The following is a 14605-nucleotide window of genomic DNA, read 5'->3' as shown; positions in this document are numbered from 1 at the left end:
TGTCAGCGGCGGTACGAGACTCATACTTCATCGCCGCTGAGACGTTGCGCAGCCGCGCAACCAGGAATTCGGCTCCGTCTGCGGTCCGGAACGGCAGCGGTGTCTGAGGCACCCGGCGGGCGCGAGCACCCCCTGGACACTCCTCGAGGCCAGTGAACATGATGAGTGTCCCGCACTCGGAGACTCGGTCAGCCGGCCGTTCCCGCTGTGGGAGAGCAACCGGCACTCACACCGACACAAGGAGACGATGACGATGACGACAGCACGTGAACTGATGACTCCGGGCGCGAGGTGCGTCGGCGAGAACGAGACAATCGAAAAAGCTGCACAGCACATGCGCGAGGACGGTTTCGGGTCCCTTCCGATCTGTGGGGAGGACAACCGGCTCAAAGGGATGATCACCGATCGTGACATCGTCGTGAAGTGCATCGCCGAGGGCGGAGACCCGAAGTCGGCGACAGTCGGTGATCTCGCCCAGGGCAAGCCGGTGACCATCGGTGCCGATGACAACGTCGGCGAGGCGCTGCAGACGATGAAGGACCATCAGGTCCGCAGGCTCCCCGTCATCGACGGGCACGAACTCGTGGGCATGCTCGCTCAGGCCGATGTGGCTCGCAGCGAGTGGGACACCCGCATCGGAGACCTTGTGGAGAAGATGTCCGAGTGAGATCGTCGGCAGGTGCGGCGAAAGAGTATCGACAGATGCGGTCGATGCCCTATTCGACGGAGTTCTCGTGCTTATGCCCCACGCTCTTCGGCAGAGTCTGCATCTGGGCGGCGATGACCGGATCGCTGTCGATGTGCTTGCGTGCGATCGGGCACGAGACGGTGATGGGGATCCGCCGATTGAGTGAGTCGTCGAGAGCCAGGCGCAGAAGTTCGCGGCAGTGGCGTTCGGAATCGAGTGGCTCAATGGCTTCGCAGTAGACGAACATGATCTCGTCCGGTGTGATCGTGTAGTGAAGCGAGGCGACGAGCTTCCCGGGAAGGTAGAGATCGAATTTGGAAGCTTCGCTGTTGTTGAGCAACGTGTACACAGTGGTCCCCTTGAGTTCAGGAAGGTGGCCATCTGCTTGACCGACTCTCAGCTTAGTCCAGCGGCGCACCGGACAACAAGCGGCAGGTCGATGAGATTGAGAAGCCCTGCGTGCCCGATCAGTCGGTGACCATGCCCGGCAGCGCACCGGTGCGGACGAACTCCTCGGCGACCTCCCGCAGCTTCATGTTCGTCTTCGAGCTCACCTTCGTGAGCAGCAGGAACGCCTCGTGCTCACTGATCTTGTGCCGTTCCATGAGGATCCCCTTGGCCTGGCCGATGAGATCCCGCGAGGCCACTGCCTCATAGAGTTGTCCCTGCTTCTGCGCATTGGCCAGAGCGAGGGAGGCATGGGCGGCCACCCCGCTTCCGATGTCCTCAGCCGCCTGGTCGAAGGCGCGGGGCGTCTTCGAGTAGAGATTGAGAGCGCCGAGGCTGTCGACCTCGACGAAGAGCTGGAAGGCGAGCATGCTCCGCACTCCTTCCGCGACTGCGCTGGAGGCGAACCGTGGCCAGGGAGTGGCATCGGTGAGATCCGGGACCCGGACGATGCGATGCTCGCGGATGGAATCGAAGCACGGTCCTTCGTGCAGCTCCGACTGCAGAGCATCCAGTCGTTCGGGGACCAAGTCCGAGGGAGCTCGGGACCGGATGAGGTCACCACGGGTGACGATCGAGAGCGACGCGTAATCCGCCCCCGGAATGATTCGCAGCGCTTCGTCCACCATCGCCTTGAGGACGAGGTCATCGGGTTCGAGCACGAGTGAGCGTGCCCATTCGCCGATCTGCGCCGTCAGTCGATGCCGTTCGGCATCGGTATCCGTGGGCGCCGGATTCGCAGCTGCCTCGCGGTGTGTCTCAAGATCGTCGTCGGTCGATTCTGCTGAGGTCTCGTGCATCAGAGATCGCACTCCAATCGTGATTCAGATGTCGACCCTGGGATCGCTGTCTCCAGTATTCGTCCACGTCGGTCCCTCGTCAATGGCCTCCGACGGTGGTTTTCCGTCGCAGTCCCCGGACCCTGCGGTGAAGTGTCCCTTCATCGCAGAGTCGACTTCAGCTCCTCGACGCGTGTGGTGAGTCCGGCGATGTCGAGCCCCTGACTCTTCTCGTGCAGTTCCCGAGTCTGTTCGGGACAGAGGATGCCGGACGCGATGAGTCGGGAGACCGGTGTGTCCGGCCGGTCGTATTCGCGTCGGCGCTCTCCCGCGGGAGTGAGACGCCAACCCACCGGGTTCTTCACGGGCATGAAATAGTTGAGGCGATCGGCCAGGGCCGACCACAGCTCGTTGACTCTCGCGATCGCGGCATCGAGGTGGTGCGGCGTGCCGAGCGGGAGGTCAAGTCCGCTGAACGTCCGATCGGGCACGCGAGACCCGTGTCGGAGATCGCTCATGCAGTGGAATTCGATGAGGTTGTCCTTCGCCCACGTCTCGATGGCGCTGTCCGGAACCGCAGGCGGCAGCAGAACTCCGGTGACGATGAAAGGCACCGCACGGACCATTCGCGCGAGCATGTCGACGACTTGAGTGCCGGGGGCGAAGGTGGTCGTGCACACCCACCCGATCTCGACGTCGGTGAATGTCACTGTGACGCAGTCCTCGCCGGCCGGTGTCGTGATCGTCAGCAGTTCGACGAGGAAGTAACCGGGTTCGGGCTCAAGGAGCGAACGTATGCGCTGCCGCGGAAGCGAGGTGCGCATCCCCGCCCCGGTGCCGGTCAACCACGAATCGTCGTGGTCGCCGGCCTTGGCACTGCGCAGGTACCGATCGATCGTCGCCGCGGAGATATCGAGGAGTTCCCTTCGCACCGACGGCGAATAGCCGTGCCGTCCCTCACGGAGGTGGCCGTGCCTCTCCAAAGAGTCCAGACAGTCGGACATCCCCGCCTCGAGGTACTTGCCGCAGGGGCGGCCGGAGGCCTTCCACACCAGTTCGAGAGCCCGCTGGGCACGGGGCGAGAACTTCTTCGGCTTGAGGCGGCGGCGGTCGACGACGGAGGCGAGGGAGACTCCGGCCCTGATCTGGTGGAACTGGCTGCGCAGCTGGTGGCGCGCGTGATCGCGAGTCCAACCGGTCGCCTCGGTGAGCGTGTCGAGAATCGTGCCTTTGTCCTTGCGCGACGACGCCTCATAGGATCGAGCGTAGGTGCGGGCCAGCTGGATTGGTGAAGTCATGATGGCATCCTCCGAATCGGATCGAGGAGCCGCTGGCGGCTCCCGTGGTGCCAATGACGCTATTGAGGGAGAAGTTCGTGCGGAAGGGTCTTTACAGATCCGCAGGTTTCGTCTAAACGGCCCGGGTGGCCTCTGGGGTGCTCAATCTCACCCACCGCAACGGCCAGTCGGGAGTTTACCTGGGCACCGCAGCGTCTTGTCGCTGCCGAGACCGGGGACCTAGCGTGAACACATGGATAACGTACTCACAGCCACAGCACTCGTCTGCACTCTCAAGCCTTCGCCGTCCGCCTCGAGCAGCGCTGTCATCGCCGTTGCCCATCAGGGGCTCAACGAAGACACTCGCAGCCAATGCCGCACATCTCAGCTCGCTCCTGGCCGGGCGGCAGTACACTGTTGTCTGAGCCGCCACCACTGCCCGCACTCCAGTGAGGATAGAAGGACCACGATGATCGGACGTCTCAACACCACCGCTATGGACTGCCCTGTCCCGATCGACACGGCGCGGTTCTACCGTGCGCTGCTCGGCGGAACAGTGGCGCCGAACGAGGACGCGGACTGGGTCAACCTCTATGAGCCGTCCGGGCGGGAGATCCTCTCCTTCCAGCGAGCCGAGGACTTCGTCGCCCCGACCTGGCCGGACAACTCCGTTCCGCTGCAGGTCCACGTCGACATCCTCGTATCCTCCTATGAGGAGGCCGAACCCACGGTCTTCGAGGCCGGCGGCAGGTTGCTCGACGACTCAGCCGAGCATCCGAGCTTCCGCGTCTACGCCGATCCGATCGGGCGACCCTTCTGCCTCGTCCTCGAATGACGTCACCACGCCCTCGACTGAAGTCGCCACGCCCTTAAGTGACGTCACCGCGACGATGAACAGCGGAGATTCGAACGAGTCGGCGGCGGTCTTGTCTCCGGCCCATGAGTCAGCAGCCGGCGTATCAGCCGAAGATGCCGACGATGTAGGCGACGAAGAAGAACACGATGATCGCCAGCACGCAACCGATTCCGACGATCGCCCATTTCGTCTTCGGCGGCCGCGACGCCGGAGGGTGGGGCGGCGATGCGGTCGCCGAATGCGACTCCGGAGGAGTGGCGCCGGGCCGGACACTGCCGCCCTCCTCGAGGTCGGGATCGCCGTCCGGCCCCGGATCGAGGTTGGGATTGCCGGTGCCGTGCGGGTCGGTGTTCGGCCTCGGCTGTTCGTCATCGTGTGAACTCATCATGGTCTCCTTCCGATCCCACAACCTCGATGATCGTCCTGGAGCGGACGGTCAGGGTGTGGGCTGGCCGCCGTTGACGTTGAGGGTCTCACCGATGACGTAGCTCGACTCCGACGAGGTGAGGAAGACGTAAGCGGGAGCCAGCTCCGTCGGCTGTCCGGCCCGGCCCAGCGGAGTGTTCTTCCCGAAGTGCGGCAGAGCGTCCTTCGGCTGTCCGTCCGAGACCTGCAGCGGGGTCCAGATCGGCCCCGGTGCCACGGAATTCACCCGGATACCCTTCGGAGCGAGCTGAGTGGCCAGCCCCTTCGTGAAGTTGTTGATCGCGGCCTTCGTCGACGCATAGTCGATGAGGTGGGCGGAGGGCGAATACGCCTGAACGGAAGTGCTGTTGACGATCGTCGATCCGGGCTCGAGGTGCTCGAGCGCGGCCTGGGAGACCCGGAACATCGCGTGGATGTTCGTCCGGAAAGTGTCCTCCCACTGCTCGTCCGTGAGATCGGCGATGTCTTCGACGGCGATCTGTCGACCGGCATTGTTGACCAGCGCATCGAGTCCGCCCAGTTCGGCGGCCGCCCGCCGGACGACCTCGCGGCAGTAGTCGGGGTCGGACAGGTCCCCCGGCAGCGGCACGGCCTTGCGGCCGGCCTGGCGGATGACCTCGCAGACGTGCTGGGCGTCTTCTTCCTCAGCGGGCAGATAGGACAGGGCGACATCGGCTCCCTCGCGGGCGAAGGCGATCGCGACGGCGGATCCGATGCCGGAGTCCGAGCCGGTGATCAGCGCACGGCGGCCGCGGAGCCTGCCTGTGCCGGTGTAGCTGTCCTCACCGCGGTCCGTGCCGGGAATGAGTTCGGCGTCGAGTCCCGGTTCGGGCTGATCCTGCTTGGGCGGTGAGATGTCGGGGAATCGGTTGACTGGGTCTTGGAAGGTCAGCTGGTCGCTCATCGTCTTCCTCCTCGATTGTGGTTGTGCGTCTGTTGGGGCAGCGGGGCGGAGACCCTCACGCTCGTCCCGGCGTTCGGATGCCGGAAGATCTCTCCGTGCGGCTTCGTTTTCGCCGCGTGAGCCGCTCATCAGGAATTCTGCTTCGTCTTCCGCTTGCTCTCCTTCTCGAGTGCATCGACGAGCTCCTTCTTCGTCATCGACGAACGTCCCGAGATCTTCAGCCTCTTCGCCTGCTCGTAGAGGTGCTCTTTCGAGGCTTTCGCGTCGACTCCGCCGGCGGTCCTGCGGTCGGTGTTCTTGCCGCCGGCGCTCTGTGCGTCCGACGGGCCGGAGGAGCCCTTCTCCTTCCATTTGTCGCCGACCTTCTCATAGCTGTGTTTGAGCGCGTCGTAGGCGACCTGGTGAGCGCGCTTCTCGTCTCCGTATTGGTCGATGGCCGAGTCGTAGGCTTTGGCGAAGGTCCGCTGAGCCTTCTTGCTCGACTTCTCCAGCGTCGAGGGCAGCTCGCTTTCCTTCGGCTTTCCTGTCTTCGTCGTCTTCGGCATGGTGGAACAGCTCCTTCGTGGTGGGTTCGAGGTTTCGGTCAGTTGGGTGAGCGGTGCGCTCAGGCCGGCGCGGCTCGGCTCGGATGCATCGGGTCTCCTCCTTCTCAGCTGTCGGCTCCGATAGTTCCGGTGTGGAAGACGAAACCGCTGCGAGGCAGCGTCGGAAAGCGGTTGAGCGGAATGGACAGATCCTGGGTGGGCGTCTCTGTTGCGTCACGCGCCAGGAGCCGGGTGGCCCGCTTGAGGAGTTCGACGGTGCTCCATTCGCCCGGACAGCGGTGGTCGCTGCCGTGCCGGCCTGCTCCTTGGGCGATGAGCGTGTTGGGGTCTTCGGCCCAGCTGAAACCGCGGAAGCGTGCGGGCTCGAATGCTCCAGGATCTGCCCACAGACGCCTGTCGTGGCAGGTGCCGTAGAGGTCGAGGATGACGCGGTCGTGGACGTCGAACCGGTGGCCGCGCCATTCGAAAGGTGTGCGGACTCGTCCCGGGACCGCAGGGAAGAAGGGATAGAAGCGCCGCACCTCTTGGACGAATGGTTCGAGGTCGGACTCATCGTCGGCGGCGAAAGCCTCGCGCCACCGGGGGTGTTCGGTGAGTGCGACGGCGGCGAAGACGATGAACCGGGCCACGGCGACCGTGGGACGGAGGATGTTGATGAGCTCGACTGCCGCGACCTCCGGCGACAGGAGCTGCCCATCGGCATCCGTGTGGTGGGCGAAGACGGCCAGAGCGGTGTCGGCAGACGGCGATGAGTCGCCTCGGCGCACTTTCTCGATCTGCCGAATTCCCCAGTTCTCCGTGCTGCGTCTGCGCCGTCGGGCATTCCAGTTGCTCGGTCCCGCCGTTCCCGCCCGGTCGACCATGAGGCCCAGCTCGTGGGTCAGGCGAGGCACATCGGTGTCCTCGATGTCGATGCCCGCCCACCGGCAGGCCGTGCGCGTGAGCACTGCGCGGGCGAAGTCGTGCAGGACGATCCGTCGCGGCCCGGGCCGAGCATCGCGGGCCAGCACCCATTCCTCCTCGAAGATCTCGCCGAGGCGGTCGATCGATCCGCTGTCCATGAGCGAGAGGAAGGCCGCCTTCCTCCGGTGATGAGCCGGTGGGTCGAGGGCTTGGACGGAGCCTTCGTCCTGGAGCAGGTGCTGGACGCTCGTGGGCATCGCACCCGCTCGGGTGAGGTGCTCGCCGTCGTAGAAGATCCCCGCCGCCTCCTCACCGAGGATGAAGGTGGTCGGTTTGAGGAACAGACGTGTGGTGAAGAGGTCGGTGCCCTCGGTCTCGCAGCGGCGGGACGCGAAGGCATAGCCGTCTCTGAGAAAAGCGGCCGTGCTGTCGATGGGCGCTCTCGTCATGCCGATTCCCCTCCGCAGCTTCTCATCCCGTGCGTTTCTTCGCGGCGGACGACTTCGTCGTCCCCGATTTCTTCGACGAGGTCTTCTTCGCGGTCGACTTCTTGCCCGACGTCCCCTTCTTCGATGACCGAGAACTGTCCACGGACTTCCGCAGCGCCTCCATGAGGTCGATGACATCGCCGCCGGTGTCCTCCTCGGAGTCTTCCTCGTCGAAGGTCTTCTCGACATCGAAGCTCTCGCCCGATTCGATCTTCGCGTCGATGAGTCTGCGCAGTTCGACCTGGTAGTCGTCGTTGAACTCCTCGGGGGTGAAGTCCTCGGAGTAGGACTCGACGAGCTTCTCCGACATCTCGAGCTCCTTGTCCGAGATCTTCGCCTTCGAGTTCACGCCCTTGAAGTCGACGTCGCGGATCTCATCGGCCCAGCGCAGGGTCTGGATCATGAGGACCTTGCCGCACACCCGGAGCACGGCCAGACGCGTGCGCGTGCGCAGAGTGAGCTTGACGATCGCGGTCCGCTCGGTGTCCTCGAGCGTCTGCCGCAGCAGGAGGTAGGCCTTCGGCGTCTTCGACGTCGGTTCGAGGAAGTAGGACTTCTCGAGCATGATGGGGTCGATCTCATCGCTGGGCACGAACTGGAGGACATCGATGTCGTCGTTGTCCTCTGCGGGAAGTGCCTCGAAGTCCTCGTCCGTGAGGACGACCCGGTGCTCGCCGTCGTCATAGGCTTTGTCGATGTCGTCGTACTCGACGGTCTTTCCGCATTTCTCGCAGCGGTGCTGGTTGTGGATCCGTCCGCCGTCCTTCGCATGAACCTGGTGCATTCGCACGTCGTGGTTCTCCGTGGCCGAGTACAGCTTCACGGGCACATTCACGAGGCCGAAGGCGATGGAACCGGTCCAGATAGCTCTCATGCCCCCATTGAAACGCAGGTTTCGGGCACTGGCTAGCCCCCTTCGTGTTGCGGCAACCGTCCCGGATGGTTCCCACGGAGATGACGATAGGCTTGCATGGTTGACTACGATCAGTTTCGCTCGGAAGAGGACAATGGAAGCACAGCAGCTAATAGCCTGGGCACTCGTGGCAGTCATCGGCGCGGCCACACCTGGAGTCGACCTCATGATCGTCCTCCGGTCGACGCTCTTCCACGGACGACGCTCAGGGTTCGCCGCCGTTGTCGGTGTCGAAGTCGGACATGCCATATGGGCAGTTGCCAGCCTCGTCGGCCTGACGGCATTGCTCGCCGCTTCGACGATCGCATACGACGTGGTGCGGATTGCTGGAGCGTGTTATCTCGTGTGGTTGGGGTGTATGGCGATCTGGAAGTCTCTTCCGCGGAACCGGTCAACCGACACCGAGACGGCGGCACCGGCTCCTCAGAACCCCATCGATGCTGCTCGCAGCGGACTGATCAGCAATATGCTCAACCCCAAAGTCGGAGTCTTCTACATCAGCATCCTTCCCCAGTTCCTCCCGACAGAAGCGACAGCAGGCGGCTGGGGATTGCTTCTGGTCTCCATCGCCCTGGCAGTCGGCATCATTTGGCACTCGGCCATCGTCCTCGCCGCCACCCGAGCCCGAAGCGTGCTTACACGTGAACGTGTCAGAATCTGGCTCGATCGCACGAGCGCTGCCGTGATGATCGCTCTTGGAGTGCGCTTGGCAACCGACCATTGACGCAGCGCGGAACCTAAGAGCAGACGTGCGCTGGAGGAGACAGACGGGTTGATGGGGCTGTTCAAAAGGGCAGCGGGTGCCCGTGCTGCAGGGGGGTAGACGGAGGGCGCCCTGTAACTCAGGATAAGAGAATGGGTTCAGTATCGAAGGTCGTCGGACTGATGGCCGATCCCGGGGTGCCGCAGAAGATCGCTGAGACGGTTGCAGCTTCTCTGCAGCGAGAACTGGCCGATCGTATCGAGGAGGTCGAGTGGCGCGTCGATGTCAGCAAGGAATCGTTCTCGCTCACCCCTGACGGTGACATCCCCTTCATGGACAGAGCCGAAGACCTGAGAAGTCGGTATGAGTGGGACTACATCGTGTACCTGACCGAACTGCCCCGCCACCATGACACCGAGCCGATGCTGTGCGAAGTCAGCACCGCCAATCGAGCCCTGCTGATCTCGGTTCCGGCGTTGGGCGCTCATCGTCTCCTTGCACAGACACGGAATCTGGTGGTCGCGCTCATCTCCTCGACGCAGGAAGGCACAGGGCAGAACTCGTTGGAGGACTCCGTGCGATCGATCGCGAACCTCAGAAGCGCGCGCGGGGGCCGCGGGGACCCCGGTCCGGGACGGGATGACACCGCCTACATCGTGATGCCCGGATGGCACAACCGCCTGCGGCTGCTGTCGGGAATGGTGCGCAGCAATCGGCCCGGGCGGATGCTTCCCGCACTGACCACCTCCATCGCCGCAGCGGCGGCCGTGGGCACATTCGGTGTCTTCTACAGTTCGATGTGGACACTGGCCGATTCCCTGCATCCGGCGCGTCTGCTACTGATCGGTCTGCTCGTCATCGCGGCGCTGACCTTCTGGCTGATCTTCCGCAATCGCCTCTGGACCAAGCGGCGCGATGCGGTGTACGCATGGCAGGGCGGGCTGGACAACACCACCACGGTCATCATGGTGGGTACGAGCGTGGCCCTGATGTTCCTGGTCCTGTTCGCCTTCCTGTTCGCACTGGGACTGGTCGTCGTCGACGATGGTCAGCTCGGTTCCGAACTCATGCATCCCGTGAGCTTCTTCAACTATCCGAGGCTTGCGTGGTTGGCGGCTTGTCTGGGCACATTGGCCGGAGCACTCGGCTCCAATTTCGACAGCGACGATGAGATTCGGCGAGCAACATACAGCAAGCGTGAAAACGAACGTCGCGAACGACGCGACAGCGACAACGAGGCAGAGGCCTGAGTCCTTCTGGGTCACGCTCGCACGGGTCTCTTGCGGGCACACTGCTGAGGCACCGTCGCCGCCCTGCACGATCGGCGAAGCGATGTTAGATTGGCGATTCGAAGGCGAACCGGCTGCCGGACGGCGGCCTTCGCAATCATCGGATGAAGGAGTACCCATGGCTGTCATTCTCTGGATCATCGCAGCGCTGCTCGTCGTCTCAGGGATCGCTGCCCTCTTCAGGAAGCAGATTCTCTGGGGCGTCGTGCTCATCGTCGTGGGCTGCCTCGTCGGGCCCGGGGGAGTGAGCATCTTCACCTGAGACTGCGGACGGGACGGAAGGGATAAGGTGAGCAGATGTCTCGTCTGAGAATCGAATCCCTCCGCGACATCGTCCGTCGTTTCGTGCCCTGGGCGGTCGCCGGCCTCGCCAGTGCGGTGCCGGCGACCGTCGCCGTCTCGATGGCCGTCGACCTCATCCAGAAACGAGGGCGGAAGTCACGTCCCGCGCCGCGACCAGGAACGTTCAGTTCGACGGTCGAACAGTCAGAACTCGACATCTACACCGACGGTTCCACTCTCTACGACGCCATGCTCGATGCAATCGGCTCCGCCCGCGAGTCGATCCTCATGGAGACGTTCATCTGGAAGAACGACGAGGTGGGGCAGCGATTCATCGACGCATTCAACGCGGCGGCGGCCCGCGGTGTGGAGATCCACCTCATCTACGACGGCTTCGCCAACCTGTCGGTGCCCAGCTCCTTCTACCGTCAGCTCTCCGAACAGGTCCGTGTCCTGCGCCTGCCGACAGTCGCACGGCAGTTCTGGCGAGGTCCGCTGCGCCATTCGGGATTCAACCATTCGAAGATCCTCGTCATCGATGACGATGTGGCCTTCGTCGGCGGGTTCAACATCGGTTCCCTCTACGCCCGGCACTGGCGCGATACCCACCTGCGCTCGATCGGGCCCGGAGCATGGGCGCTGCGACAGTCCGTCGCGGAAGTGTGGAATGCATTCCATGCCGCAGACGACCAGATCTCCTGGGTCCCGCCGGCGGCGTGGGAGTCGCAGCTGCGCGTCTCGGCGAATCTCCCGGTCCATCTCGTCTATCCGATCCGCAACATGTACCTCAATGCCTTCGCCCGAGCGCGGAAACGGATCTGGCTGACGACTCCCTATTTCATTCCCGACCAACAGCTGCTGCGCTCTCTCCTCGAGGCGGCGGAGCGTGGCGTGGACGTGCGGGTCATGGTTCCGCAGGAGTCGAACCACATCCTCGGCGATTGGCTCTCCCGCGGTTTCTTCGAGCAGATGATCAACTCGAAGGTCACGGTTCTGCTCTACACCGCGAGCATGATCCATTCGAAGGTCGCCACGGTCGACGGCGAATGGTCGACGGTGGGCACGGCGAACATCGATCGGCTGTCACTGTCATACAACTACGAGACGAATGTCGAAGTCATCGACCGCGCATTCGCCGCTGAGATGGAGAAGGTGTTCGACAGCGACGCCACGCACTGCGTCGAACTCGGCGTGGGCTGGCTCAACCGCCACCGGCTGACCAAACTCGCCGAACGCGCACTCGTGCCGATGCGTCCCTGGCTGTGACCCGGATGAGAGAGTGGAGTCATGGCCACGGCCAGCGGCATTGGGCTGGCCGCGGTGAAGGCCTTCCTCGACGAGGGCGCGAACGTCGTCACCGATGAAACCCAGGGTGACCCGGGGCAGCGGGCCGAGGCGGAGCTGGGCGCTGGGGTAACACCTCCTACACCATCAGCAAGCACGCCGTGACCGGGGCAGTCGCGGCGGCAGTGGCCGAGCTGGCGCCGCTGGGCATCCGTTCCAATGCGAACGCCCCGGGGATCATCATGGACGGCGTACGATCCGCCAGCCTTCAGGACGGCGTTATGGATGTTCGAGTCAGTCGTTCGGAGACGCTCCAGACACGAGCGGCCTCTTCAGGGCTGCGGAGACGGCTGTAGAGCGACTGTCGTCCGGGAGGGCCTCCGAGATGGCGGAATCCGGTCGGCCCGTAGAACGTGCCGCCTGCGGCTTCGGGAGACGTCGCTGCCATCAGGGCGGGCAGCTGGGCGGTCTCGACCGTGCCGAAGAGGATGCCTCGCGCGGACAGTGTTGTGATGACTCTCCGCAACGGGGTCTGTCGTGTCCGGCCCACTTCTGGTCGGGCGGCGAGGAGGTTCGTCGGTGCGACTCCTGGGTGCGAGAGGTTGCTGGTGATGCCCCACCCGGCTTCCCTGCTGCGGCGGTCGAGTTCGAGCCCGAAGAGTCCGAGTGCGATCTTCGACTGACTGTATGCGCCTTGACCGTGGTATGACCGTTCCCAGTTGAGGTCATCCCAGTTGATGGAGTGCTGGTTGGCGGCGATGCTGACCTGCGACGTCACGCGGGCGCGTCCCGCGCGCAGGAGCGGCAAGAGGTGAGCTGTCAGGGCGAAATGGCCGAGGTGGTTGGTGCCGAACTGGAGTTCGAACCCGTCAGCGGTGGTCTGCCTGTCCGGGGGAGTCATGACACCGGCGTTGTTGATGAGGATGTTGATCGGGTCCCCGTGCTGCACCATCGCCTGTCCGAACGCGGCGACCGAGTCCAGTGACGACAGGTCGAGCGACTGCAGCGTCAGATCCGCATCGGGGGTCTGTTCGCGGATCTTCGTCACGGCTGCTTCCCCCTTGCGGGGGTTGCGCACCGGCAGGACAACGCGGGCTCCGGCCGCCGCGAGACGGGCTGAGATGCCAAGCCCCATACCGTCGCTCGCTCCTGTGACGACGGCGAGCTGATCGTGCAGGTCTGGAATTGTGATATCGGGGTGCTGGCGAGTCATGGCCGTCCGTTCGTCGGGGTCTGAGGATCTGTCGATTTGGTCATGCCGGAGCGCCGCCGCTGACGAGGAGATGCTGGCCGCTGATCCACCGGGCAAGAGGCCCGGCGAAGTACTCCGCGGCGTCAGCCACATCATCGACGGTGCCGAACCGGCCTTCGATCGGACGGCTCTGCTTGAGAAGGGCCCGCATCGGATGTTCGTCGGCCACGGTGGTGAATACGCCTGCCCCTTCGATGGCGGTGGGGATGATCGAGTTCACGGTGACGCCGCGTGCGCCTACTTCCATGGCGAGTACTTCGACGGCATAGCGGGCCGCCATCTTGCTTGCGCCGTAGAGTCCGACTCCCGGTTGCACCATCGCCGTCGTGCTGGAGCCGATGTTGATGATCCGCCCGTAGTCGGCGACATGACGAGCGGCCTTCTGCAGCGTGAAGAAGCTGCCTTTTGCGTTGATTGCGAACAGTCGATCGAACTGCTCTTCGGTTGCTTCGAGAATCGGCTGGTCGACGATCTCCACGCCGGCGTTGGCAACCACGATATCGAGTGCGCCGAATGCGGAGATGGATTGGGAGAACATGCTGTCCAGGGCGTTCGGATCAGAAACGTCGGCCTGGAGCGCGATCGCCTCTCCTCCACCTGCCTCGATCTGCTTGACGAGGGAATGCGCCTCATCCTCGCTGCTCGAGTAATTGATGACGACTCTTGCGCCGAGTGATGCGTACCGTGTGGCGATTGCGCGTCCGATGCCTCGCGCAGAACCAGTGATGAGTGCAGTCTTACCGTGAAGATCAGTCATAGATCGGCTCTCTCTTATCCGATTGTGCAGCTGAAAGTGCTGTCGATGTCCAATATAATCAGACAGGTGCCGGATTAAAAGCCCCGGCGCAGTTCATTCGGAGAGGAGGGACATGAACCACGTGGCACGCAGCGGTCCTGGGCGTCCGGGAAAGGATGAGGCGAGGCTCGAGCCGCCCACCGTCCTGGAGCGGGCACTGGCGGCGTTCGCAGTGCAGGGGTACGACGCCGTCTCCCTGCGCCGGCTCAGCGCGGACCTCGGCATGGGCCATACGTTCGTCTCCGACCGCTATGGTTCGAAGGAAGAACTGTGGAAGTCCGTCGTCGACTACGCGATGGAAAGGTGGCTCGCCGTCGTCAACGTCGAACTGGCAGACGGTGACAGAGACGATTTCGAACGACTGGTCGGTTCCGTCCGGGCTCTGCATCGGGCAGCGGTCGGATCGCCCCACTTCGCTCGTCTCATCGATCAGGAAGCACGGACCGAGTCTGCGCGGTTGGGTTATCTGCACGAGGTGCTGCAGCCGGTGAACGAGACCCTCAGATCGCTCTTCGATCGACTGGTCGCCCACGGCAGTCTGCGTCCGATGCCGTGGTATCTGTTCTACTTTCTCACCACTTCCCCGACCAGCTTGTACAGTCAGCCGCCTCTGGCACGGCTGATGGGTCGGCCCGATGATGCCGATGATCACGACCTCGTGACCGATCTCATCCTCGGTGGGCTGCTGGAGCTCGACCACGACTGACTCAGCCGATACCTCGTTCTTCGTGGACGGGCGGCGGTGCCGCGGGACCCCCTATTCGCGGCTCTTG

General features: G+C 63.7%; 18 protein-coding genes. 8 read left to right on the top strand and 10 right to left on the bottom strand.

The genetic code is table 11. The features are described from left to right. Positions 1-253: 253 nt before the first annotated feature. Positions 254-667, top strand: a complete 414-nt coding sequence (locus tag J9314_RS14855; RefSeq protein ID WP_210603120.1) for a CBS domain-containing protein — start codon at positions 254-256, stop codon at positions 665-667. Positions 668-716: 49 nt separating this feature from the next. Here J9314_RS14855 and J9314_RS14850 read toward each other — a convergent pair whose 3' ends face one another. From J9314_RS14850 to J9314_RS14840, 3 genes are all read right to left on the bottom strand, one after another. Then, positions 717-1037, bottom strand: coding sequence for a hypothetical protein (locus J9314_RS14850; RefSeq protein WP_210603119.1), 321 nt, complete (start codon positions 1035-1037; stop codon positions 717-719). Between the two features lie 118 nt (positions 1038-1155). Next, positions 1156-1935, bottom strand: coding sequence for a GAF and ANTAR domain-containing protein (locus J9314_RS14845; protein ID WP_210603118.1), 780 nt, complete (start codon positions 1933-1935; stop codon positions 1156-1158). A gap of 140 nt (positions 1936-2075) precedes the next feature. Continuing rightward, positions 2076-3212, bottom strand: a complete 1137-nt coding sequence (locus tag J9314_RS14840; RefSeq protein WP_210603117.1) for a hypothetical protein — start codon at positions 3210-3212, stop codon at positions 2076-2078. Positions 3213-3660: 448 nt separating this feature from the next. On the opposite strand from J9314_RS14840, the gene J9314_RS14835 reads away from it, so the two are divergent. Further along, the gene (locus tag J9314_RS14835; RefSeq protein ID WP_210603116.1) at positions 3661-4026 is read left to right on the top strand and encodes a VOC family protein; all 366 of its coding nucleotides are present in this window, start codon (positions 3661-3663) and stop codon (positions 4024-4026) included. A 124-nt stretch (positions 4027-4150) separates the two neighbouring features. Here the strand turns inward: J9314_RS14835 and J9314_RS14830 are convergent, their stop codons facing one another. The 5 genes from J9314_RS14830 to ku all read right to left on the bottom strand — a co-directional run bounded on the left by J9314_RS14830 (position 4151) and on the right by ku (position 8187). Then, positions 4151-4432 carry a DUF6480 family protein gene (locus J9314_RS14830; RefSeq protein WP_210603115.1) on the bottom strand — a complete coding sequence of 94 codons (282 nt, stop codon included), beginning with the start codon at positions 4430-4432 and terminating at the stop codon, positions 4151-4153. Between the two features lie 51 nt (positions 4433-4483). Beyond that, on the bottom strand, positions 4484-5377 hold the full coding sequence (locus J9314_RS14825; protein WP_181272972.1) for an SDR family oxidoreductase: 894 nt from the start codon (positions 5375-5377) through the stop codon (positions 4484-4486). Positions 5378-5505: 128 nt separating this feature from the next. Further along, positions 5506-5922: a ChaB family protein gene (locus tag J9314_RS14820; protein WP_210603114.1), complete on the bottom strand. Its 417-nt coding sequence runs from the start codon at positions 5920-5922 to the stop codon at positions 5506-5508. A gap of 104 nt (positions 5923-6026) precedes the next feature. Beyond that, positions 6027-7274, bottom strand: coding sequence for a cytochrome P450 (locus tag J9314_RS14815; RefSeq protein ID WP_246490416.1), 1248 nt, complete (start codon positions 7272-7274; stop codon positions 6027-6029). Between the two features lie 22 nt (positions 7275-7296). Continuing rightward, positions 7297-8187, bottom strand: coding sequence for a non-homologous end joining protein Ku (gene ku, locus J9314_RS14810; RefSeq protein WP_210603113.1), 891 nt, complete (start codon positions 8185-8187; stop codon positions 7297-7299). A gap of 133 nt (positions 8188-8320) precedes the next feature. On the opposite strand from ku, the gene J9314_RS14805 reads away from it, so the two are divergent. The 5 genes from J9314_RS14805 (at position 8321) to J9314_RS14785 (ending at position 11949) form a co-directional block, all read left to right on the top strand. Next, positions 8321-8950, top strand: a complete 630-nt coding sequence (locus J9314_RS14805) for a LysE family translocator (RefSeq protein WP_210603112.1) — start codon at positions 8321-8323, stop codon at positions 8948-8950. 131 nt (positions 8951-9081) lie between these two features. Further along, positions 9082-10179, top strand: a complete 1098-nt coding sequence (locus J9314_RS14800; RefSeq protein ID WP_210603111.1) for a hypothetical protein — start codon at positions 9082-9084, stop codon at positions 10177-10179. Positions 10180-10336: 157 nt separating this feature from the next. Further along, the gene (locus J9314_RS14795) at positions 10337-10480 is read left to right on the top strand and encodes a GPGG-motif small membrane protein (RefSeq protein WP_167198715.1); all 144 of its coding nucleotides are present in this window, start codon (positions 10337-10339) and stop codon (positions 10478-10480) included. Positions 10481-10515: 35 nt separating this feature from the next. Further along, positions 10516-11766 carry a phospholipase D-like domain-containing protein gene (locus J9314_RS14790; RefSeq protein ID WP_210603110.1) on the top strand — a complete coding sequence of 417 codons (1251 nt, stop codon included), beginning with the start codon at positions 10516-10518 and terminating at the stop codon, positions 11764-11766. Between the two features lie 21 nt (positions 11767-11787). Then, positions 11788-11949, top strand: coding sequence for a hypothetical protein (locus tag J9314_RS14785; RefSeq protein ID WP_210603109.1), 162 nt, complete (start codon positions 11788-11790; stop codon positions 11947-11949). A 103-nt stretch (positions 11950-12052) separates the two neighbouring features. Here the strand turns inward: J9314_RS14785 and J9314_RS14780 are convergent, their stop codons facing one another. Together J9314_RS14780 and J9314_RS14775 are read right to left on the bottom strand one after the other, a co-directional pair. Next, positions 12053-12997 (bottom strand): SDR family oxidoreductase, encoded by a 945-nt coding sequence (locus J9314_RS14780; RefSeq protein WP_210603108.1) that lies wholly within the window; start codon positions 12995-12997, stop codon positions 12053-12055. A 40-nt stretch (positions 12998-13037) separates the two neighbouring features. Continuing rightward, entirely contained in the window at positions 13038-13793 is a 756-nt protein-coding gene (locus J9314_RS14775; RefSeq protein WP_210603107.1) for an SDR family oxidoreductase, read from the bottom strand. A gap of 112 nt (positions 13794-13905) precedes the next feature. Between J9314_RS14775 and J9314_RS14770 the strand changes: the two genes are divergently transcribed. After that, complete coding sequence (locus J9314_RS14770; protein WP_210603106.1) at positions 13906-14538, top strand: TetR/AcrR family transcriptional regulator; 633 nt, start codon at positions 13906-13908, stop codon at positions 14536-14538. The last annotated feature ends 67 nt before the right edge of the window (positions 14539-14605 follow it).

Origin of the sequence: Brevibacterium oceani, assembly GCF_017948325.1 — a bacterium.
GTDB lineage: Bacteria > Actinomycetota > Actinomycetes > Actinomycetales > Brevibacteriaceae > Brevibacterium > Brevibacterium oceani.
This window is presented reverse-complemented; position numbering and strand designations above follow the sequence as displayed.